Source organism: Burkholderia savannae, assembly GCF_001524445.2.
GTDB classification, from domain to species: Bacteria; Pseudomonadota; Gammaproteobacteria; order Burkholderiales; family Burkholderiaceae; genus Burkholderia; species Burkholderia savannae.
This window is the reverse complement of the sequence record NZ_CP013417.1, coordinates 3096833-3118680: the sequence shown is the minus strand read 5'-3', so window position 1 is coordinate 3118680 and position 21848 is coordinate 3096833. Positions and strand designations below refer to the sequence as shown.

Here is a 21848-nt window from a genome sequence, read left to right as displayed (position 1 = left end):
GTGACGCGCGCGGCCGATCAGCGGCTCGCGAGCCACGCGTCGACGCGCGCGAGGCCCGCGCGCAGCGCGCGCTCGAGCGCGGGCGCGCCGGCGAGCGTTCCCCACAGCGCGCGTTGCGCGGCGAGCGCGGCGACGGGGTCCTCCGCGCCCGCGATCGCGCGCGCGACCTCGGCGTCCATCACGCCGTCCTGATACGCGAACGGCAGCGCGCCTTGCGCCCAGCGCTGCAGAAAGCGCAGGAAGAGGGCGGGCAGCACCGCGGTCGACACCGGCTCGACGCCGCGCGCGATCGATTCGGCGAGCGTCGGCGCGATGAAGCCGGGGATCTTCGAGAAGCCGTCGGCGGCGACGCGCTGGTTCGTGTCGCGCACGTGCGGATTGCCGAAGCGTTCGAGCACGACGTCGCGGTAGCGCGCGAGATCGAGCGGGCTCGGCGCGAGGCGCGGGATCACGTCGTTGGTCACGTACGCGTGCGCGAAGCGGCGGATGCCGGCGTCGTGCGTGCCTTCGTGGATGTAGGCGTAGCCCGCGAGCGTGCCCGCCCACGCGATGCAGCTGTGCGTCGCGTTCAGGATGCGAATCTTCGCTTCCTCGTACGGATGGACGTCGCCGACGAGCTCCGCGCCCGCTTTCTCCCACGCCGGGCGGCCGGCCGCGAAGCGGTCTTCGATCACCCACTGGATGAACGCCTCGCCCATCACCGGGCACGCGTCGTCGACGCCCGTGGCCGCGAGCACGCGCTCGCGCACGTCGGGCGTCGGGCGCGGCGTGATGCGGTCGACCATCGAGCTCGGGCACGCGGCGTTCGCGTCGAACCACGCGAGCAGATCGGCGAGCCCGCGCCGCGACAGGAATTCGCGCATGCCCGCGGCAAAGCGCGCGCCGTTGCTGCGCAGGTTGTCGCAGCTCAGCAGCGTGACGGGGCCCGCGCCGCGCGCGACGCGCTCGGCGAGGAGCGCCGCGAGCGCGCCGTAGATCGTGAGCCGCGCGCCTTGCAGGTCGGCCGCGAGATCGGGGTTCGACGCGTCGAGCCGGTCGTGCTCGTCGAGGTAGTAGCCGCCTTCCGTCACCGTGAACGACACGATCCTGCAGGCCGGATCGGCGCCCGCGTCGACGAGCGCCGCGAGATCGATCGACCACGGCAGCACGCGCGCGATCGAGCGGATCGTCTCGTACGCGCGCTCGCCCTGCGGCGTGACCGTTTCGAGCGTGTAGACGCCGTGCTGCGCGGCGAGCGCCTCGCGGGTCGCGCGCATGTCGTCGCGGATGTCGCCGACGACGAGCGGCCACCGTTCGTGCGCCGGCGACGCTTCGTTGACGCGATGCAGATACCACGCCTGATGCGCGCGGTGAAACGAGCCGACGCCGATATGCAAGATCGCCGGCGCGGCGTTGGACGGACTGCTCATCCCGTGTCTCCTGACGGCCGGCTGGCGCCCGCCGAATCGCATATAGATCATTTGCTCTTAATGTGAGCGAATGATCGTATCGAGATGGGCGAAAGTCAAGGCGATCGAGCGGGGTTTCGATGCTGCGGCGCGCCAATCCGCCACGACGCGCTCGACGCGCGCGGCGGCGACGCGCCGGCGCGACAGTGTCAGAACGGCTGGCGGGTCAGCAGCGCGAGCTGCTCGAGCAGCTTCGCGGCCGGGCCGGGCAGGATGCCGTGGCGGCGGCGGAACGCGGTCAGCGTGCGGGTCGCGGCGACGCCTTCGACGGCGAGCGTGTCGATCGTGCGCGCGCGGCGCTCCGCGCGGTACATCGGCTCGGCCATCCAGCTCAGGAAGCCCGCGTGCGCGACGAGGCTCTTGAGCGCGGTCACCGAGCGGGTCTCGACCGCGATGTCGGGCGGCGCGAGCCCCTGCGCGTCGAACGCCGCGCGCATCTGCTCGTACGGCGCGGTGCCGCGCGGCGGGATCGCCCAGCGCGCGGCGCGCGTGTCGGCGAGCGTGAGCGGCGCGGGCGCGGCGCGCAGCGGATGGTCGGGCGCGGCGACGACGTGGCTCACGTCGTCCCATCGGCATTCGGGGATACCGACGATGTCGTCGGTATCCGGCACGCGCGTGCTCAACGCGACGTCGATCTCGTGCTTGAGGAGCGCGTCGACGAGCCGGTCCCACACGCCCTCGACGATCTCGACGCGCAGGTTCGGCCAGCGGTCGAGCACGCGCCCGATCGCCACGGGCAGCACGAGGCTCGCGATGCTGCCGACCGCGCCCACCTTGATCGTGCCCTTCGCGAGCCCGCGCAGCGCGTCGATTTCCTCGCGCGCGTGCCGCGCCTCGTGCTGCAGCAGCGTCGCGTGCGGCAGCAGCGCCTCGCCGATCGCGGTGAGCTGCACGCCCTTCGAGTGACGCTCGAAGAGCGGCGCGCCGATCTGGTCCTCGAGCCGCTTCAGGATGCGGCTCAACGCGGGCTGCGTGACGTGCAGCGCGTCGGCCGCGCGGCCGAGGCTGCCGCTCGCGGCGATCGTCGTGAAGGCGCGCAGTTGGCGCAGGTCGAAAGTCATGCTCTCGCGTAATGGCTTATTGCAGAAAATACAGTATCGAGGAATGTGCGTGCCGCCGATACTGTGGAAACCGATGATGACGACGATGAGGAGACACGCCCGCATGACGCCCCCCGATCTTCGCGCCGACGCGCCGGCGCACGCGCGGTACACGGTTCGCGACGCCGTAATCGATCTGCTGCGCCGGTTCGGCATCCGCAAGGTGTTCGGCAACCCCGGCTCCACCGAGCTGCCGATGTTCCGCAATTTTCCCGACGATTTCGAATACGTGCTCGGCCTGCACGAGGCGGTCGCGGTCGGGATGGCCGACGGCTACGCGCAGGCGAGCGGCAACGCGGCCGTCGTCAATCTGCATTCGGCGGCGGGCGTGGGCAACGCGATGGGCGTGCTCTTCACCGCGTACAAGAACAAGACGCCGCTCGTCGTCACGGCCGGCCAGCAGGCGCGCTCGATCCTGCCGTTCGATCCGTTTCTCGCATCCGTGCAGGCGGCCGAGCTGCCGAAGCCGTACGTCAAATGGAGCATCGAGCCTGCGCGCGCCGAGGACGTGCCCGCCGCGATCGCGCGCGCGTATCACGTCGCGATGCAGGAGCCGCGCGGGCCCGTGTTCGTGTCGATTCCGGCCGACGATTGGGACCGCGCCGCCGAGCCCGTGCCCGCGCGCGCGGTGAGCAGCGAAGTGCGGCCCGCGCCCGACGCGCTCGCGCGCTTGGCCGACGCGCTCGACGCGAGCGAGCGCCCGGCGTTCGTGATCGGCGCGGCGGTTGCGCGCGCGGGTGCATGGGACGACGCGGTGCGGCTCGCCGAGCGGCATCGCGCGCGCGTGTACGTCGCGCCGATGTCGGGGCGCTGCAGCTTTCCCGAGGATCATTCGCTCTTCGCGGGCTTCCTGCCGCCGATTCGCGAGCGGATCGTCGAGCGGCTCGCGGGCCACGATTTCATTCTCGCGTTCGGCGCGCCCGCGTTCACGTACCACATCGAAGGCTTTGGTCCGCACGTGCCCGAAGGCGCGACGCTTCATCAGCTCGTCGACGATCCGTCGGTGGCCGCGTGGACGCCCGTCGGCGACGCGGTCGTCGGCAATCTGCGGCTCGCCGCGCGCGATCTGCTCGCGCGTCCCGCGCCGCGCGCGCGGCCGATGCCCGCGCCGCTGGCGCCGCGCGAGCGCGTCGGCCCGGGCGTGCCGGGCGAGCGGATGTCCGCCGCGTTCGCGCTGCAAACGCTCGCCGACGTGCGCGACGCCTGCGACGTCGTCGTCGAGGAAGCGCCGAGCGCGCGCACGGCGATGCAGCGGCATCTGCCGTTCACGCGCCGCGACACGTTCTACACGATGGACAGTGGCGGCCTCGGCTACGGCATGCCGGCCGCGGTCGGCGTCGCGCTCGGCTCGCCGGGGCGGCGCGTGATCGCGCTGATCGGCGACGGATCGAGCCTCTATTCGATCCAGGCGCTCTGGAGCGCCGCGCATCTGAAGCTGCCGGTCACGTTCGTGATCCTGAACAACGCGCGCTATGCGGCATTGCAGGATTTCGCGCCCGTGTTCGGCTTTCGCGACGGCGAGCCGGTGCAGGGCACGGCGCTGCCCGATCTCGATTTCGTGGCGCTCGCGCAGGGCATGGGCTGCGACGGCGTGCGCGTGCGCGACGCCGCGCGCCTGCGCGACGTGCTCGAACGCGCGCTCGCGTCGCCCGCGCCCGTCGTCGTCGACGTCGAGATTGCGTGACGCGCGCGGTTTGTCGCGCGGCCGCATTCCCGAGCATCACGAAGCATCCGAACGCATTCAGAAGGAGAACACACGCATGCAGGACATCTCGATGCTGATCGGCGGCGAGCGCCGCTCGGCCACGGGCGGCGCGACGTTCGAGCGCCGCAATCCGCTCGACGGCGAAATCGCGACGCGCGCGAGCGCCGCGACCGTCGACGATGCGCGCGCGGCCGTCGACGCCGCGTCGGCCGCATTCGCGCCGTGGGCCGCGCTCGGCCCGACCGAGCGCCGCGCGCTGCTCCTGAAGGCGGCCGCCGCGCTCGAAGCGAAGCGCGACGCGTTCGTCGCCGCGATGGCGGCCGAGACGGGCGCGTCGGCGATCTGGGCGCAGTTCAACGTGCAGCTCGCCGCGAACGGCCTGATCGAAGCGGCCGCGCTCACGACGCAGATCGGCGGCGAGCTGATTCCATCCGACGTGCCGGGCTCGCTCGCGATGGGCATGCGTCAGCCGGCGGGCGTCGTGCTCGGCATCGCGCCGTGGAACGCGCCCGTGATCCTCGGCGTGCGCGCGATCGCGCTGCCGCTCGCGTGCGGCAACACCGTCGTGCTGAAGGGCTCGGAGCTGTGTCCGGCCACGCACGGGCTCATCGTCGATGCGCTGCAGGAAGCGGGGCTGCCGCGCGGCGTCGTGAACTTCGTGACGAACGCGCCCGCCGACGCCGGCGCGATCGTCGACGCGATGATCGCGCACCCGGCCGTGCGGCGCGTGAACTTCACGGGCTCGACGCGCGTGGGCCGAATCATCGCCGAGCGCTGCGCGCAGTATCTGAAACCCGCCGTGCTCGAGCTCGGCGGCAAGGCGCCGTTCGTCGTGCTCGACGACGCCGATCTCGACGCGGCCGTCGCGGCGGCCGCGTTCGGCGCGTTCGCGAATTCCGGGCAGATCTGCATGTCGACCGAGCGGATCATCGTCGACGAGCGGATCGCCGACGCGTTCGTCGCGAAGCTCGCCGACAAGGCCGCGTCGCTGCCGTTGGGCGACCCGCGCAACGGGCCCGTCGTGCTCGGCTCGGTCATCGACATGCGCACCGTCGAGCGCTGCAACGCGCTCATCGACGACGCGCTCGCGAAAGGCGCGGTGCTGCTCTGCGGCGGCAAGGCGGCGAGCACGCTGATGCCCGCGACGCTCGTCGACCGCGTGAGCCCGGCGATGCGGATATATGAAGACGAATCGTTCGGCCCGGTGAAGGGCATCGTGCGCGTGGCGGGCGAGGAAGCGGCGATCGCGTGCGCGAACGACAACGCGTTCGGCCTGTCGTCGGCGGTGTTCAGCCGCGACGTCGCGCGCGCGATGCGCGTCGCCGCGCGCATCGAATCGGGCATCTGCCACGTGAACGGGCCGACCGTCCACGACGAAGCGCAGATGCCGTTCGGCGGCGTGAAGGAAAGCGGCTTCGGCCATTTCGGCGGCAAGGCGGGCATCGCCGAATTCACCGATCTGCGCTGGATCACCGTGCAGACGGCGCCGCGCCGCTATCCGTTCTGAGCGATGACGACGATGAAGATCGCGATTCTCGGCGCGGGCGCGATGGGCTCGCTGTTCGGCGGCCTGCTCGCGCAAGGCGGGCACGACGTGACGCTCGTCGACGTGAATGCCGCGCACGTCGACGCGATCGCGCGCGACGGGCTGCGGCTCGACACCGATCGCGGCGAGCGGCGCGTCGCGCGGCTCGCCGCGCTGCGGCCGGACGACGTGCAGGCGTGCGCCGACGCGCCGCCCGAGCTGCTGATCGTGTTCACGAAGACGCTGCACACGCGCGCGGCGCTCGCGGGCGTGCGCGCGCTGCTCGGCCCGCAAACGTTCTTGCTGACGCTGCAGAACGGGCTCGGCAACGTCGAGGCGCTCGCCGAATGCGTGCCGCTCGACCGAATTCTCGTCGGCGTGACGACGTGGCCGGCCGATCTCGTCGGGCCCGCGCACGTGCGCTCGCATGGCGCCGGCTGGACCCGGCTGATGAGCGCGGACGGCGCGATGCGCCCGATCGTGCAGGCGTGCGCCGACGCGCTCGAACGCGCCGGACTGAACTGCGCGGTCGATGCCGGCGTGTGGACGACGATCTGGGAGAAGGTCGGCTTCAACGCGGCGCTCAACACGCTGTGCGCGCTCACGCGCTGCACGGTCGACGAGCTCGGCGCACGCGAGGACGGGCCGGCGCTCGCGCTCGCGATCGTCGCGGAGGTGGCGGCGGTCGCTCGCGCGAAGGGCATCGGCGTCGACGAGCGCAGGATGCGCGAGAACGTGCTGCATGCGATCCGCGAACATTCGGGGCACCGGCCGTCGATGCTGCAGGACGTGCTCGCGGGGCGGCGCACCGAGATCGAATCGATCAACGGCGCGGTGGTCGCGGCCGCGCGCGAGCTAGGCGTCGCGACGCCGCATGCGCAGACGCTGCTGCGGCTCGTCAGGCTGATCGACGCGCGGATCGGATGACGCGGCGGGCGACGGAGCGGGCGTGACGGCGCGGACGCGAGGAGACGGAACGGAGATCGCGCGTCGGCGGTGACATGGCGAGGGCGTGACGACGATGCGGCGATGCACGCGCGGAATGCGCGTGCCTGCGGCGTCACGACGGGCCGCGCGGGCCGCGCGGCCCGCGGCATCGATCGATCGCGCGGCCGAGGCGACGCTTCCCGCACGCGTCGTCCGCCCGAGCCTGCATCGCGCGCATTCGTCTGGCGGATCGATGCGCGCCGCTGCGATGCGCTTGCCGTTCGACGTTCGACGTTCGACGGCCGCGCCGCGGCGGCATGCCAGCCGCGCTAGGGGTTTCCAATAATTCAACTAATCGAAATTAGTTTTACCATGCGTAAATTTGTGACCTTGCGCTAGATCAAAGTTTCATCGCGCGGACATCGCCGTCCGGCGTCGAGCGACGATCGCGCAGGGCCGACGAAGCCCTTGCGCCGCAGGGTTTGCCCGCGACATCGCGAACGGTTTCGAAGAAAGCCGGGCGAGGCGGGGCCGCGCGACGCGCCGATCCAGAGGACATTCAGGAGACGACATGAAGCACACCCCGACCCCGTGTATCGCCGCGGCGCGCCGCCGCATCGTCGGCTCGGCCGCCGCGCGCCGGAGGCTCGCATGAGCGCCCGCCACGGCCGCGCGCCGCTTTCGGTCGACATCGGCGCGACGCTCGACCATGGGCCGTTCACCGCGATGCAGCGCGTCGCGGTGCTGCTCGCCGCGTTCGCGATCGTGCTCGACGGCTTTGACAGCCAGCTGATCGGCTTTGCAATTCCGGTGCTGATCAAGGAGTGGGGGATCACGCGCGCCGCGTTCGCGCCCGCCGTCGCGGCGGGCCTGTTCGGAATGGGCGTCGGCAGCGCGTGCGCCGGACTGTTCGCGGATCGCTTCGGCCGGCGCTGGGCGATCATCGGCAGCGTGTTCGTGTTCGGCGCGGCGACTTGCGCGATCGGCTTCGCGCCGAACGTCGCGGCGGTCGCCGCGCTGCGCTTCGTCGCGGGCCTCGGGATCGGCGGCGCGCTGCCGACCGCGACGACGATGACCGCCGAATACACGCCCGCGCGCCGCCGCACGGTGATGGTGACGGCGACGATCGTCTGCGTGCCGGCGGGCGGGATGCTCGCCGGCCTGTTCGCGCACGAGGTGCTGCCCGCGTACGGCTGGCGCGGCCTTTTCTGGATCGGCGGCGCGCTGCCGCTCGCGCTCGGGCTGCTGCTCGTGCGCGCGCTGCCCGAATCGCCGCGTTATCTCGCGCGCGATCCGGCGCGCTGGCGCGAGCTCGGCGCGCTGCTCGCGCGGATGGGCCGGCCCGTCGCCGACGGCACCGCGTTCACCGATCTCGCCGAAGCACGCACGCACGAAGCGCAGCGGCGCGGCGTGCGCGCGCTGTTCTCGGCGGGCTACGCGCGCGACACGATCGCGCTGTGGTGCGCGTTCGGCATGTGCCTGCTCGCCGTCTACAGCGCGTTCAGCTGGCTGCCGACGATGCTGACGTCGCAGGGGCTGAGCGTGTCGGTCGCGGGCTCGGGGCTGACCGCGTACAACCTCGGCGGCGTGTTGGGCGCGCTCGGCTGCGCGCTCGCGATCGGACGCTTCGGCTCGCGCTGGCCGCTCGCGCTGTGCTGCGTGGGCGGCGCGGCGAGCGCCGCGTGGCTGCTCGGCGTCGATGCGGCGAGCCACACCGGCTGGCTGATCGTCGGCCTCGCCGCGCACGGCTTCTTCGTGAACGCGGTGCAATCGACGATGTACGCGCTCTGCACGTTCATCTATCCGACGCCCGTGCGCGCGACGGGCACCGCGGGCGCCGTCGCGTTCGGCCGCACCGGCGCGATCCTGAGCGCGTTCGCGGGCGCGTACGTGATCTCGGCGGGCGGCGCGAACGCGTATCTGACGATGCTCGCCGCCGCGATGACGGTCGTGCTCGTCGCATTGCTCGCGCTGCGCCGGCACATTCCACGGCTGCGTCGCGGCGGGTTGCCGGCCGGCGACGAACTCGCGCGCACCACGCCCTGAAGCGCGGCCGCGCGCGTGCGGGCGGCGCGCGTTACAGCGTCGTGCGCACGTGCCAGAGCTCGGGGAACAGCACGACGTCGAGCATCTTGCGCAGATACGGCGCGCCGCTCGTGCCGCCCGTGCCCTGCTTGAAGCCGATGATCCGCTCGACCGTCGTCACGTGGCGGAAGCGCCACTGGCGGAACGCGTCTTCGAGATCGACGAGCTCCTCGGCCATCTCGTACAGCTCCCAATGCGCGTTCGGCTCGCGGTACACGGCGAGCCACGCGGCTTCGACCGTCGGATCGTGGCGCGTCGGCTGCGTCCAGTCCGCGTCGAGGCGTTCGGGCGCGATCGGAAAGCCGCGGCGCGCGAGCAGGCGAATCACCTCGTCGTACAGCGACGGCGCCTTCATCGACGCCTCGAGATGCGCGTGGATCGCCGGCCGATGCGCGTGCGGACGCAGCATCTGCTCGTTCTTGTTGCCGAGCATGAACTCGAGCTCGCGATACTGATACGACTGGAAGCCCGACGACGCGCCGAGATACGGGCGCATCGCCGAATACTCGGACGGCGTCATCGTCGCGAGCACGTTCCACGCCTGCACGAGCTGCTCGAGCACGCGCGACACGCGCGCGAGCATCTTGAACGCGGGCGGCAGCGCGTCGCTGCGGATCGACGCGAGCGCGGCGCGCAGCTCGTAGAGCGCGAGCTTCATCCACAGCTCGCTCGTCTGATGCTGGATGATGAACAGCATCTCGTTGTGATCGGGCGAGCGCGGATGCTGCGCGGCGAGGATCGGGTCGAGCGACAGGTAGTCGCCGTAGCTCATCGACTGCGAGAAGTCGAGCTGGGCACGGTGCCAGCCGCCGGGCGCGTCGTCGCCCTCGGCGACGGGCACGTGCGGCGCTTCGTGCGCATGGACACCGGCGAAAGGGCAGCGCGGCGCGTTGTCGTCGCCGGGCGGCTGCATGTGGCCTGAATTCACAATTGTCTCCGTTGAAAGTGCGTGGCGGTGCGAGCGGTGCGAGCGGTCGGGCGTCGCGCGGATCGCGCGATGCGCGCCGGATCAGGTCACCGCGGCGCGCGTCGCGAATTCCGGCGCGCGCCAGGCTTCGGTTTCGAGAATGTCGCGCAGCGCCTCGACCGCGTCCCACACGTCGACGAAGCGCGTGTAGAGCGGCGTGAAGCCGAAGCGCAGGATGTGCGGCTCGCGATAGTCGCCGATCACGCCGCGCGCGATCAGCGCCTGCATCACTTCGTAGCCGTGCGGATGCTCGAAGCTCGCCTGCGAGCCGCGCTGATGATGCGCGCGCGGCGTGACGAGCTTGAGCGGCTGGCCCGCGCAGCGCGATTCGACGAGCGCGATGAACGCATCGGTCAGCGCGAGCGACTTGCGGCGAATCGCGTGCATGTCGGTTTGCGCGAATACGTCGAGCCCGCATTCGACCATCGCCATCGACACGATCGGCTGCGTGCCGCACAGAAAGCGCGCGATGCCCGGATCGGGCTCGAATGCGGGCTGCATCGCGAACGGCGCGCGATGGCCCCACCAGCCAGACAGCGGCTGCTCGAACGCTTGCTGATGGCGCTTCGGCACCCAGACGAACGCGGGCGAGCCGGGGCCGCCGTTCAGATACTTGTACGTGCAGCCGACAGCGCCGTCCGCGAGCGCGCCGTTCAGATCGACGGGCACGGCGCCCGCCGAGTGCGCGAGATCCCACAACATCAGCGCGCCGGCCTGGCGGACCGTCTGCGTGACGGACGGCATGTCGTGCATGTAGCCCGTCCGGTAGTTCACGTGCGTGATCATCGCGACCGCGGTTTCGTCGTCGAGCGCGTCGGGCAGGTCGGCGGGATCGTCGATCAGGCGCAGCTCGTAATCGCGATCGAGCTGCGCGATCAGGCCCTGCGCGATGTACAGATCGGTCGGGAAGTTCGAGCGCTCCGACACGATCACGCGCCGCTTCGGCGCATGCCGCGCCTGGTGGCGCAGCATCGCGGACAGCAGCTTGAACAGGTTGATCGAGATCGTGTCGGTAATCGCGATTTCGCCTTGCGCCGCGCCGATGAGCGGCGCGAGCCTGTCGCCCAAGCGGCGCGGCAGCGCGAACCAGCCGGCCGTGTTCCAACTGCGGATGAGGCCTTCGCCCCATTCGGCGCCGATCACCTGCTGCGCGCGGGCGGCCGCCGCGCGCGGCTGCGCGCCGAGCGAATTGCCGTCGAGGTAGAGCACGCCGCCGGGCAGCGCGAATTGGTCGCGCAGCGACGCGAGCGGGTCGTCGCGGTCGAGCGCGAGCGCTTCTTCACGTGTTTTCATGATGTCGAACCTGGTTGGGGAAAGGGGCCATGCGAGCGCGTCAGCGCGGCGCGCCGGGCAGCGCGCGCAGCACCGCGCGCACGGGGCTCGCGTCGAGCGTCGCGAACTTCAGCGGCAGCGCGATCAGCTCGTAGTCGCCGGGGGCGACGTCGTCGAGCACGAGGCCTTCGAGAATCGCCATCCGATGCGCGCGAATGCGGTGGTGCGCGTCCATCGTCTTCGATTCCTGCGGGTCGAGCGACGGCGTGTCGATGCCGACAAGGCGCACGCCGTGCGCGGCGAGCAGATCGATCGTTTCCGGCGCGACCGCGCAGAACGCGCTGTCCCACGCGCGCTGCGGCGCGTTCCGGTACGTGCGCAGCAGCACGCGCGGCGGCGCGCCGGCGAGCGCCGCGCGTACGTCGTCGGGCGCGACGACTGGGCTCGCGCCGATGCAATGGATCACGCGGCAGCGCCCGAGATACGCGTCGAGCGGCACCGCGCCGATCGGCGCGCCGTTCGCGTCGTAGTGCAGCGGCGCGTCCGCGTGCGCGCCCGTGTGCGGCGACAGCGTGACGCGCGCGACGTTGACGGGCGAGCCCGCCTCCATGCGCCACACGCGCTCGACGCCGACGGGCGTGTCGCCCGGCCAGACGGGCGTCGCGGGGGCGATTGACGGGGAGATGTCCCAGATCGTGTCCATGCGTTGTCGAAGAGCCTCGAATGCTTCGCATGATAGGCAAACACGCGAAGCAAGTGCTTGCGAAATAAGCATGGACAATCCACCAATATGGCAGATAATTCGAATTAGATCTAAAACGGAGACCAAAAATGCATGCGATCACGCTGGACGCAACCGATTGCCGTATTCTCGCGGTCCTTCAGCAGGAAGGACGGATCAGCAACCTCGATCTGGCCGAGCGCATTGCGCTGTCGCCGTCCGCCTGCCTGCGGCGGATGCGGCTGCTCGAAGAGCAGGGGGTGATCGAACGCTATCGCGCGTGCCTGAGCCGCGAGAAGCTCGGGTTCGAGCTGGAGGCGTTCGTGCAGGTGTCGATGCGCAACGACCAGACGCAATGGCACGAGCGCTTCGCGGAGGCGGTGCGCGAGTGGCCGGAGGTGGTCGGCGCGTTCGTCGTGACGGGTGAGACGCACTACCTGCTGCGCGTGCTCGCGCACAACCTGAAGCACTACTCCGATTTCGTGCTGAACCAGTTGTACAAGGCGCCCGGCGTGCTCGACATCCGCTCGAACATCGTGCTGCAGACGCTGAAGGACGAGGCGGGGCCGCCCGTCGCGCTCGCGCGCACGGGCGCCGTCAAAGCTTTGTGAGGCGGTGGAAGACGCCGTTCTGGAACACGAGCGGCGCGAGCGCCGCGGCGTCGGGGTGCACGCCGCAGCGCTCGACCTCGCCGACGAAGATCACGTGGTCGCCTTCGTCGTAGCGGCTGCGGTTGTGGCATTCGAACCACGCGAGCGCGCCGTCGAGCACGGGCATGCCGGTGTCGCCCGCCGCGTGCGACACGCCTTCGAAGCGGTTGCCCTTGAGCGTCGCGAAGCGCATGCACAGATCGTGCTGCGACGCGGAGAGCACGTTGACGACATAATGGCTGTTCGTGCGGAACACCGGCATCGACGCCGACTTGTGCGCGAGGCTCCACAGCACGAGCGGCGGATCGAGCGACACCGAGTTGAACGAACTCGCGGTGATGCCGATCAACTGGCCGGACGGCGCGCGCGTCGTGACGACGGTCACGCCGGTCGCGAACTGGCTGAGGGCTTGGCGGAACGCGGCGGCGTCGAAGTTCGGCGGGCTGGCCTGTGCGTGTTTCATCGTGTGACGGCCTCGAGCGACGAAGGCGTGGTGCGGTGAGCGGAACGGGCGGCGGCGCCGAATGCGCAATGGCGGGAAGTGAGCAGGACGGTCATCGGAATATTCGTCTGGTTGGGACCGATTTTAGCGGAATCGCGCGGCGCTGCGACGGGCCGTCGCGCCCGGCGAGTGGTCGATGCCACATTTTTCGCGGAATGCGGCGCGCGTCGCGGCGCGCGTCGATGTGCGAACGGCGCGTGCCGGCGCGGCGCGAACGCGCGTGCGGCCGCCGCAACGATGCGGCGCGCGGCGATGCTTGGCGCATGCGCTTCGAGCGCGTCCGCGCGCGGCGTGCGAAACGCACGTAACGAACATAACGAACGAAAGGAAACCGATATGAGCGAAGCAACGAACGAAGTCGCGACGCTGGGCGGCGGCTGTTTCTGGTGCCAGGAAGCGGTGTTTCTCGACATCGACGGCGTGACGGCCGTGGAATCGGGCTATGCGGGCGGCCACACGCGCAACCCCGGCTATCACGACGTGTGCGACGGCGACACGGGCCACGCGGAAGTCGTCAACGTCACGTTCGATCCGAGCCGGATCGGCTATCGCGACATCCTCGAAATCTTCTTTGCGACCCACGATCCGACGCAGCTGAACCGCCAGGGCAACGACGTCGGCACGCAGTACCGCTCGGCGATCTTCACGCACTCGGACGCGCAGCGTGACACCGCGCTCGACGTGATCCGCACGCTCGAGCGCGACAAGCTGTACGACGATCCGATCGTCACGCAAGTCGGGCCGCTGAACGGCAATTACTGGCCCGCGGAGGCGTATCACCAGAACTACTACGCGCAACATCCGGGGCAGGGCTACTGCGCGGTCGTGATCGGGCCGAAGCTCGCGAAGTTTCGGCAGAAGTTCGCGCATCGGCTGAAGTCGCGCGGCGCGTGACGGCGCGTGACGGCGCGGGCGGCGCCGCCGCGCGCTACGCCGCCTCGCTGCGCCAGCGCGCGCACGCGGCCGCGATTTCCTTCGCGAGCGCGATGCACGACAGCGGCGCCGACCCTTCCGCCTTGTTGTTCACGGTGATGAGCACCGGCTGCCCCGCGAGCACGTAGCGCGCCGCGAGTTCGGCGAGCGCCGAGCGCGTGTGCGGGTCCTCGTCGACGAGCCGGTCGAACGGCTCGTACTTGGCTTTCGCCTGTTCGTACTTGAAGCCGCCGTGCAGGCTCCAGCGCACGATGAGCGGGCCCGACGGATCGCCGTCGAGGAGCGCGAGCGCCGCCGCCTGGCGCAGCGGGTCCGGCATCTTCGCGTGCAGCCCGACGCAGTAGCGCACGCCCGCCGCCGCGAGCGCGCGGATGAAGCGCGGCGTCAAAAGGCTCGCGTCGCGGATCTCGACCGCGTAGCGCGGGCCGTCCGGATCGTCCGGCAGCGGCGGCAGCGCGCCGAGGAACGCGCTCAGGCGATCGACGAGCGCGGCCGGATCGGCGAGCAGCGTGTCGGGCAGCGGCGGGAACTGGAACACGAGCGCGCCCGCTTTGTTGCCGAGGCCTTCGAGGCACGGGCGCACGAATTCGTCGGCGGCGAGCCGCGTGTTCAGGAACGCCGGATTCGGGCCGGTCGGCTCGCCGCGCGCGCCGCGCAGCACGGCGTCGGTGACGAGCGCCGGCGCCTTGACGACGAAGCGGAAATCGTCCGGCACCTGCTGCGCATAGCGCAGATAGTCGGCCACCGTGAGCGGCGCGTAGAACGAGCGGTCGAGACTCACGCTCTTCAAAAGCGGATGCGCGGCGTACGCTTCGAGGCCTTCACGCGACAGCTTCGACTGCGCGTAGTCGTCGCCGTAGACGATGTCCTTCCAGCCGGGGAAATACCACGACGACGTGCCGAGCCGCACGCGCGGCGGCAGCTCGCGCGCGGCGGCGGCGACGTCGTCCGAGATCGCGGCGGGCGCGACGCCGCGCCGGCGTGCGCGCTTTTTCGGCGGGGCGGGACGCGGCGTGTCGAAGCCGGGGAGCGTGGGCGTCGCGTCGGCGTCGGCCGGCGCGTCGGCGCGGTCGGCTTCCGTTCCGGGTTGGGGATCAGCGCCGGCGTCGGCATCGCGGCCGCCGTTCGCACCGTCGCCCGCGTCTGTACCGGCGTCGGCCGCGGGCCCGGCAGTCCGCGCGGCGGCCGGCGGCGTATCGCTTGACGCCGCGTCGCGCTTCGCGTCGCGCGGCTTGCCGCCCGGTGCGCGCTTGCGCTTCGCGCCTGACGCGGAATCTGACGAGGACGAGGACGGCGAAGCAGGCGGCAGCGGCTGCGCCCCGAACAGGTCGAACTGATCGCCTTGCGCGTCTTCTTGTCGTGTCGGCGGCGCAGGTTTGCGCCGCGTGCTGCCGTCACCCATCCGTCATCGCTGAAAGGCGCCGCCCTTCTAGCGCGGCAGCGCGTGTTGGTACATGTAGCGCCGCGACCACGGCAGCGTCTTCGCGCTCTGCCCGGCCTTGCGGCACACGATCTGGAAGATCGACACGTCGTCGTGCTCGAACGCATACGCGCAGCCGGCCAGGTACACGCGCCAGATGCGGAATTTTTCGTCGTCGACGAGCTTTCTGGCTTCCTCGGCCTTCGCCTCGAAGTTCTCGGTCCAGATGTCGAGCGTGCGCGCATAGTGCCGCCGCAGGCTCTCGACGTCAATCGCCTCGAGCCCGCCGCGCTGCGCCGCTTCGAGCGCGAGGCTGATGTGCGGCAGCTCGCCGTCCGGGAATACGTAGCGGTCGATGAACTCGCCGCCGCCGAGCGCCGTCTCGCCGCTTTCCGCGTCCGTCGACGTGATGCCGTGGTTCATCGCGACGCCGTCGTCGGCGAGCAGCTCGCGGATGCGCGAGAAGTAGAGCGGCAGGTTCTTGCGGCCGACGTGCTCGAACATCCCGACGCTCGTGATCCGGTCGAACTGGCCTTCGACGTCGCGATAGTCCTGCAGCCGGATCTCGATCTTGTCTTCGAGGCCCGCCCGCTTCACGCGCTCGGTCGCGAGATCGAACTGGTTCTGCGAAAGCGTGACGCCGACGCAGCGCGCGCCGAACTTGCCCGCCGCGCGCAGCACGAGCGCGCCCCAGCCGCAGCCGATGTCGAGCAGGCGCTGGCCCGGCTGCACGTGGATCTTCGTGAGGATGTGGTCGATCTTCTTGATCTGCGCGGTGCCGAGGTCTTCGTCGCCGTTCTCGAAATACGCGCACGAGTAGACCATGTTCTCGTCGAGCCACAGCTTGTAGAACGCGTTCGACACGTCGTAGTGATACTGGATCGCCTTCTTGTCGGAATTCTTCGAGTGGTTGAAGTAGCGCCGCACGCGCGCGAGCTTGCTCGCGTTCGTCACCGTGCTGCGCGCGAGCGAATAGCCGATGTTGATGATGTCGGCGAGCTTGCCTTCGATGTCGATCTTGCCCTTCACGTACGCCTCGCCGAGATTGTCGAGGCTCGGCTCGAGCAGCAGCGGCAGCGCCGACGCGTTGTTGACCTTCAGCGTCACCTGCGGCGCGGCGAACGTGCCGAAATCGAGTTGCTGTCCGTTCCAGAGGACGAGGCGCGCCGGAATGTTCGACGTCTCCCGTACTTCGTCCGCCCACTGTGCCAGTTTCTTTTCCCAGAACATTTGGAATCCCCTTTTGTTCGTTGAAACGAAATACAGCCAAGTTGTCGGGCGGGCGGCCGGCGTGCGAAAACGCCGGCCGCCCGCGAGCAAAACGAAATGCACGGCAGGGCGGACGCGGGCGCGCCGCGGCGAGTTACGGCGCGAGGCGCGAGATTTTCCAGCCGCTCGCCGACGCGCCATCGCGCGCGTACAGCAGGCGGTCGTGGAGCCGCGACGGGCGGCCCTGCCAGAATTCGATCGAGCTCGGCACGAGACGGTAGCCGCCCCAGTGCGGCGGGCGCGGCGGATTTTCGCCGAAGCGCGTGCTGATTTCCTTCTCGCGCGCTTCGAGCGACGCACGGTTCTCGATCACCGCGCTCTGGTCGGACGCCCACGCGCCGATGCGCGAGCCGAGCGGCCGCGATGCGAAATAACGGTCGCTTTCTTCTTCGCTCGTCTTCTCGATGCGTCCTTCGACGCGCACCTGCCGCTCGAGCTCGATCCAGTAGAAGAGGAGCGCCGCGTGCGGGTTGCGCGCGAGTTCGCGCCCCTTGCGGCTCTCGTAGTTCGTGAAGAACACGAAGCCGCGCTCGTCGACGCCCTTGATGAGGACGATCCGCGCGGACGGCCGGCCGGATTCGTCGACGGTCGCGAGCGTCATCGTGTTGGGCTCGGGCAGTTGCGCGCTGAGCGCTTCCTTGAACCAGACGTCGAACTGGACGAACGGATTCGGGTTCACGTCCGCGACGTCGAGCGACGCGCGGGAGTAGTTGGTGCGGAGATCGGCAAGTGTCGTCATTGGTGTGCGAACGCTCAATCGGGGCCAGTATAGCGAAGGTGGAAAAATCCTGCGTTGCAGTGGTTCGGCGTGTGTTCGCCGCCGGCCGATCAGGCAAAATAGCGGGCTGTCCCTCGCCTTTCGTTCAGCTTGTATGTCACGTACCGACGCCATTGCGACGCCTCACGATCTTACTCCGCAGCCATCCGGGCAGCTTGACGCCGATCGGGCGCGGCGCTTCGGCGGCGTCGCGCGGCTCTACGGCGCCGGCGCGCTCGCCGCGTTCGAGCGCGCGCGCGTCGCCGTGATCGGCATCGGCGGCGTCGGCTCGTGGGCGGCCGAGGCGCTCGCGCGCAGCGCTATCGGGGAACTGACCCTGATCGACCTCGACAACGTCGCCGAAAGCAACACGAACCGGCAGGTCCACGCGCTCGACGGCAACTACGGCAAGCCGAAGGTCGACGCGATGGCCGAGCGGATCGCGCTCATCGATCCGGCTTGCCGGGTCGTGAGGATCGAGGATTTCGTCGAGCCGGACAATCTCGACGCGCTGCTCGGCGGCGGCTTCGATTACATCGTCGACGCGATCGACAGCGTGCGCACGAAGGTGGCGCTGATCGCGTGGTGCGTCGCGCGCGGGCAGCCGCTCGTCACGGTCGGCGGCGCGGGCGGGCAGCTCGATCCGACCCGCATCCGGATCGACGATCTCGCGCAGACGATCCAGGACCCGCTGCTGTCGAAGGTGCGCGCGCAGTTGCGCAAGCAGCACGGCTTTCCGCGCGGGCCGAAAGCGAAATTCAAGGTGAGCGCCGTCTATTCGGACGAGCCGCTCATCTATCCGGAGGCGGCCGTGTGCGACGTCGACGACGTCGCGCAGCACACGGCGACGCACGCGCACGCGCCCGGGCCGACGGGGCTCAATTGCGCGGGCTTCGGTTCGAGCGTGTGCGTGACCGCGAGCTTCGGGTTCGCGGCGGCGGCGCACGCGCTGCGGGCGCTCGCGGCGCAGGCGGCGCGGGCGGGGCAGGCGGGGCAGGCGGGGCGGTAACGCCCGCGGTGGCCGGCTGGCGCCGCCGGATTTGCCTTCGGTGTTCGTTGAAATGGCGTTGGCGGCGCGCACGCACGACGCGCGGCGCGCACCGTCGGCCTCACGCCGGCGTGCGCGCCTTCGCCGCACATGCAGCGCCGGGCGGCGCAACCTTCGCGCAATTCTGCTGCGCAACGACCGAGCGACGGCCGAGCAACGACCGAGCGACCGCCGCGCAATCCCGCCGAAAAAAAAAGCGGCGGACGCGCAACGCGCGCGCCGCCGCATGGCCGCTCCGGCCTTAGCTTGTCGTTACCCGTTTGGTCAGTTCAGCGCCGCGCTCAGCCTGCGCCGCCACGCCGATACGAGCGCGGGCTCGTCCGCCGCGAGCTCGAACACCGAAATCATCGTCTTGCGGCCGACGTCGTCGCCGAACGTCCGGTCGCGCCGGACGATTTCCAGCAACTGCTCGAGCGCGCCTTCGTACGCGCGCCGCGCGATCAGGCTCTGCGCGAGGTCGAAGCGCGCTTCGAGATCGCCGGGGTTGCTCGCGATCCGCGCTTCGAGCGCGTCGGTCGGGGGCAGATCGGCCGTCGCGTCGAGCGCGTCGAAGCGCGTCTTGATCGCCTGGTAGCGCGCGTCGGCGCCGCCCGTCGCTTGCGGCGACAGGCGCGCGGTTTCCGCGCGCGCGTCGTCGATCCGGTTCAGCGCGAGCAGCAGCTCGACGAAATCGAGGCGCGCTTCGTCATAGCCGGGATTCAGCGCGAGCGCGTTCTCGAGGTGCGAAATCGCGTCGTCGATCCGCTCCTCGGCGAGCGCGACCTGCGCCGCGCGGCGCTCGGCCTCGTCGGGCGCGGGCACGAGGCGGTCGAGGAACGCGCGCAGCTGCCCTTCGGGCAGCACGCCGACGAACTGGTCGACGGGACGCCCGTCCGCGAACGCGATCACGTGCGGAATGCTGCGCGTCTGGAAGTGCGCGGCGAGCTCCTGGTTCTCGTCGACGTTCACCTTGACGAGCTTCCAGCGGCCTTCGTACTCGCGCTCGAGCTTTTCGAGCAGCGGGCCGAGCGTCTTGCACGGGCCGCACCAGGGAGCCCAGAAATCGACCAGCACGGGGGCGGCAAGCGATGCTTCGATGACGTCTCGTTCGAAAGTGGCGAGCGTGGTGTCCATGGCGTCCTCGTTAGGGTAGGTGGATGCACAGTGAGGGTGCACGGCCGTTTTTTCAATGCGCGCGACGCTCGGGCAGCGCGATCCAGTCGGTTTCGCCGGGTACGGTCCCCATCTCCTGCGCCGTCCACGCGCGCTTTGCGCGCTCGATCAGCTCGCGCGAGCTCGCGACGAAATTCCATTCGATGAAGCGCTCGCCGTCGAGCTTGTCGCCGCCGAGCAGCATCGCGCGCGCGCCGCCCGCGCTCGCGAGCGCAATCCGTGCGCCCGGCGCGAGCACGGCCATCTGCGCGGCCTCGAGCGGCGCGCCGTCGACCGTCAGGTCGCCGTCGACGAGATACACCGCGCGCTCTTCGTGATCGGCGTCGAGCGCGAGCGAGGCGCCCGGCGCGAACGCGGCCGCGACGTACAGCGTGCGCGAGAACGTCGTGACGGGCGAGCGTGCGCCGAACGCGTCGCCCGCGATCACCGTCAGCGCGACGCCGTCGCGCTCGAGCTTCGGCAGCGTCGCGGCCGCGTGATGCTCGAACGACGGCTCGCGGGCTTCGTGCTCGAGCGGCAGCGCGACCCAGGTCTGGATGCCGTGCACCGTTTGCCCGCGCGCGCGCTCGTCGTCGGGCGTGCGTTCCGAGTGGACGATGCCGCGCCCGGCCGTCATCCAGTTGACGTCGCCCGGCACGATCTTCTGCACGGAGCCTAGGCTGTCGCGGTGCATGATCGCGCCGTCGAACAGGTAGGTGACGGTCGCGAGGCCGATGTGCGGATGCGGGCGCACGTCGAGGCCCGCGCCCGGCGGCTGCGCGGCGGGGCCCATGTGGTCGAAGAAGATGAACGGGCCGACGGTGCGCGCGGCGAGCGCGGGCAGCGTGCGGCGCACGGTCAGGTTGCCGATGTCGCGGACGTGCGGCTTCAGGAGGGCTTTGATCGAGTCGGTCATGGCGGGAGGCGTTCGAAGCGTTCGGGGCGTTTTGAGTGTTCGTGCGGCGGATGGGGGATGCGGTCCATTGTAACGGCGTCCCGGCCGATGCGGCGGCGCGCACGCACGCGCGCGCGCCGCCGCCGCCGTCTGCAAGCTTGGCGAAACGCCGGTAAACTTGACGATTCGCGCAAAAAAAACGCATGGAGACGACGATGGCCCCGAAAGACCTGTTGCTGGCGCTGGTGGTGATCCTGGCGTGGGGCGTGAACTTCGTCGTGATCAATGTGGGGCTGCACGGCGTGCCGCCGATGCTGCTCGGCGGGCTGCGCTTCCTGCTCGCGTCGGTGCCCGCGGTGTTTTTCGTGCGCCGGCCGCAGATTCCGTGGCGGCTCCTCGCGCTGTACGGATCGACGATCCTGCTCGGCCAGTTCGTGTTCCTGTTTTCCGCGATGTACGTCGGGATGCCGGCCGGGCTCGCGTCGCTCGTGCTGCAGGCGCAGGCGTTCTTCACGCTGTTCTTCGCGATGCTCGTGCTCGGCGAGCGGCTGCGCGCGCAGAATCTCGCGGGCCTCGCGATCGCCGCGATCGGCCTCGTCGCGATCGCCGTGCAGGGCGGCCGCGGCATGACGCTCGCGGGTTTCCTGCTGACGATCGGCGCGGCGGCGCTGTGGGCGCTCGGCAATGTCGTGACGAAGAGGATCGGCAAGGTGGATCTCGTGTCGCTCGTCGTCTGGGCGAGCCTCGTGCCGCCCGTGCCGTTCTTCGTCTTGTCGTACTGGTTCGAGGGGCCGCAGCGGATCGAGGCCGCGCTGACGTCGCTGTCGGGCGCGTCGATTTTCGCGGTCGTCTATCTCGCATTCGTCGCGACGCTGCTCGGCTACGGGCTGTGGAGCCGCCTGCTGTCGCGTTATCCGGCCGGGCAGGTCGCGCCGTTCTCGCTGCTCGTGCCGGTCGTCGGCCTCGCGTCGTCGGCGCTGCTGCTCGGCGAGCAGCTCACGCACGCGCAGCTCGCGGGCGCCGCGCTCGTGATGGCCGGGCTCGCGGTCAATGTGTTCGGCGATCGCGTCGTGCGGCGGTTCTTCGCGGCGGCGTCTTGAGCGCGGCGCGGGTTTCGGCTGCGATGGGCGAGTAAGCAGGCAGGGCAAAGGTGGGGTGCGGCTCGGCGACGTGCGGCGGGCGCGCCGGTTCGGCAATCGCGGCGGGATCGGCCGATCAGCGCATCGGCCGATCTCGGCTCGGCATTGGCTCGGCATTGGCTCGGCATTGGCTCGGCATCGGCATCGGCATCGGCATCGGCATCGGCATCGGCATCGGCATCGGCATCGGCATCGGCATCGGCATCGGCATCGGCGACAGCGAATGGCGGCGATCGTTCGAAATTGACGGTTGCGCGTGGCGATTCGTTAGCGTCGACGGCCGGCGTCGACGGCATCGACGGCAGGTCGACTTGACGGCCGTTGAGCGTCGAGTCAGCGCGACGCGAGCCGGCC

The 21848-nt window shown here is 70.4% G+C and carries 19 protein-coding genes and 1 pseudogene; 8 read left to right on the top strand and 12 right to left on the bottom strand.

Going from position 1 to position 21848, the window contains the following annotated elements:
* Positions 1-17: 17 nt before the first annotated feature.
* Positions 18-1409 (bottom strand): D-arabinitol 4-dehydrogenase, encoded by a 1392-nt coding sequence (gene dalD / locus WS78_RS15395; protein ID WP_038750820.1) that lies wholly within the window; start codon positions 1407-1409, stop codon positions 18-20.
* Between the two features lie 188 nt (positions 1410-1597).
* Positions 1598-2509 carry a LysR family transcriptional regulator gene (locus WS78_RS15390; protein WP_038750818.1) on the bottom strand — a complete coding sequence of 304 codons (912 nt, stop codon included), beginning with the start codon at positions 2507-2509 and terminating at the stop codon, positions 1598-1600.
* Between the two features lie 103 nt (positions 2510-2612).
* On the opposite strand from WS78_RS15390, the gene mdlC reads away from it, so the two are divergent.
* The 3 genes from mdlC (at position 2613) to WS78_RS15375 (ending at position 6705) form a co-directional block, all read left to right on the top strand.
* Positions 2613-4232, top strand: coding sequence for a benzoylformate decarboxylase (gene mdlC, locus WS78_RS15385; protein WP_059581515.1), 1620 nt, complete (start codon positions 2613-2615; stop codon positions 4230-4232).
* Positions 4233-4308: 76 nt separating this feature from the next.
* Entirely contained in the window at positions 4309-5760 is a 1452-nt protein-coding gene (locus WS78_RS15380; protein WP_038750879.1) for an aldehyde dehydrogenase, read from the top strand.
* 12 nt (positions 5761-5772) lie between these two features.
* Positions 5773-6705 carry a ketopantoate reductase family protein gene (locus WS78_RS15375; RefSeq protein ID WP_059581519.1) on the top strand — a complete coding sequence of 311 codons (933 nt, stop codon included), beginning with the start codon at positions 5773-5775 and terminating at the stop codon, positions 6703-6705.
* Positions 6706-7105: 400 nt separating this feature from the next.
* Here WS78_RS15375 and WS78_RS38200 read toward each other — a convergent pair.
* Positions 7106-7287 (bottom strand): annotated as a pseudogene (locus WS78_RS38200) (hypothetical protein).
* Between the two features lie 9 nt (positions 7288-7296).
* On the opposite strand from WS78_RS38200, the gene WS78_RS15360 reads away from it, so the two are divergent.
* A complete protein-coding gene (locus WS78_RS15360; protein WP_059581374.1) occupies positions 7297-8751 on the top strand; it encodes an MFS transporter in 1455 nt (484 codons plus the stop codon).
* 31 nt (positions 8752-8782) lie between these two features.
* On the opposite strand, the gene kynA is transcribed toward WS78_RS15360, so the two are convergent.
* From kynA to kynB, 3 genes are all read right to left on the bottom strand, one after another.
* Complete coding sequence (kynA, locus tag WS78_RS15355; RefSeq protein ID WP_059581377.1) at positions 8783-9703, bottom strand: tryptophan 2,3-dioxygenase; 921 nt, start codon at positions 9701-9703, stop codon at positions 8783-8785.
* 96 nt (positions 9704-9799) lie between these two features.
* A complete protein-coding gene (kynU, locus tag WS78_RS15350; protein ID WP_059581380.1) occupies positions 9800-11050 on the bottom strand; it encodes a kynureninase in 1251 nt (416 codons plus the stop codon).
* 40 nt (positions 11051-11090) lie between these two features.
* Positions 11091-11732: an arylformamidase gene (gene kynB, locus WS78_RS15345; protein WP_059581385.1), complete on the bottom strand. Its 642-nt coding sequence runs from the start codon at positions 11730-11732 to the stop codon at positions 11091-11093.
* 128 nt (positions 11733-11860) lie between these two features.
* Between kynB and WS78_RS15340 the strand changes: the two genes are divergently transcribed.
* Positions 11861-12361 carry an Lrp/AsnC family transcriptional regulator gene (locus tag WS78_RS15340; RefSeq protein ID WP_038750805.1) on the top strand — a complete coding sequence of 167 codons (501 nt, stop codon included), beginning with the start codon at positions 11861-11863 and terminating at the stop codon, positions 12359-12361.
* Here the strand turns inward: WS78_RS15340 and WS78_RS15335 are convergent.
* The gene (locus WS78_RS15335) at positions 12348-12863 is read right to left on the bottom strand and encodes a flavin reductase family protein (protein WP_038750802.1); all 516 of its coding nucleotides are present in this window, start codon (positions 12861-12863) and stop codon (positions 12348-12350) included. The two genes, WS78_RS15340 and WS78_RS15335, sit on opposite strands and share 14 nt — an antisense overlap.
* A 375-nt stretch (positions 12864-13238) precedes the next feature.
* Between WS78_RS15335 and msrA the strand changes: the two genes are divergently transcribed.
* Entirely contained in the window at positions 13239-13796 is a 558-nt protein-coding gene (msrA, locus tag WS78_RS15325) for a peptide-methionine (S)-S-oxide reductase MsrA (protein ID WP_059581389.1), read from the top strand.
* 34 nt (positions 13797-13830) lie between these two features.
* Here msrA and WS78_RS15320 read toward each other — a convergent pair whose 3' ends face one another.
* From WS78_RS15320 to pdxH, 3 genes are all read right to left on the bottom strand, one after another.
* The gene (locus tag WS78_RS15320; RefSeq protein WP_059581394.1) at positions 13831-15237 is read right to left on the bottom strand and encodes a DUF72 domain-containing protein; all 1407 of its coding nucleotides are present in this window, start codon (positions 15235-15237) and stop codon (positions 13831-13833) included.
* 27 nt (positions 15238-15264) lie between these two features.
* The gene (locus WS78_RS15315) at positions 15265-16485 is read right to left on the bottom strand and encodes an SAM-dependent methyltransferase (RefSeq protein ID WP_038750794.1); all 1221 of its coding nucleotides are present in this window, start codon (positions 16483-16485) and stop codon (positions 15265-15267) included.
* A gap of 133 nt (positions 16486-16618) precedes the next feature.
* The gene (pdxH, locus tag WS78_RS15310) at positions 16619-17263 is read right to left on the bottom strand and encodes a pyridoxamine 5'-phosphate oxidase (RefSeq protein ID WP_038750791.1); all 645 of its coding nucleotides are present in this window, start codon (positions 17261-17263) and stop codon (positions 16619-16621) included.
* Between the two features lie 133 nt (positions 17264-17396).
* Between pdxH and tcdA the strand changes: the two genes are divergently transcribed.
* Positions 17397-18290: a tRNA cyclic N6-threonylcarbamoyladenosine(37) synthase TcdA gene (gene tcdA, locus WS78_RS15305; RefSeq protein WP_059581397.1), complete on the top strand. Its 894-nt coding sequence runs from the start codon at positions 17397-17399 to the stop codon at positions 18288-18290.
* A gap of 303 nt (positions 18291-18593) precedes the next feature.
* On the opposite strand, the gene trxA is transcribed toward tcdA, so the two are convergent.
* Positions 18594-19442 carry a thioredoxin gene (gene trxA / locus WS78_RS15300; protein WP_059581400.1) on the bottom strand — a complete coding sequence of 283 codons (849 nt, stop codon included), beginning with the start codon at positions 19440-19442 and terminating at the stop codon, positions 18594-18596.
* Positions 19443-19494: 52 nt separating this feature from the next.
* On the bottom strand, positions 19495-20376 hold the full coding sequence (locus WS78_RS15295; RefSeq protein ID WP_059581403.1) for a pirin family protein: 882 nt from the start codon (positions 20374-20376) through the stop codon (positions 19495-19497).
* 194 nt (positions 20377-20570) lie between these two features.
* Between WS78_RS15295 and WS78_RS15290 the strand changes: the two genes are divergently transcribed.
* On the top strand, positions 20571-21455 hold the full coding sequence (locus WS78_RS15290; RefSeq protein ID WP_059581522.1) for an EamA family transporter: 885 nt from the start codon (positions 20571-20573) through the stop codon (positions 21453-21455).
* Positions 21456-21848 lie beyond the last annotated feature (393 nt).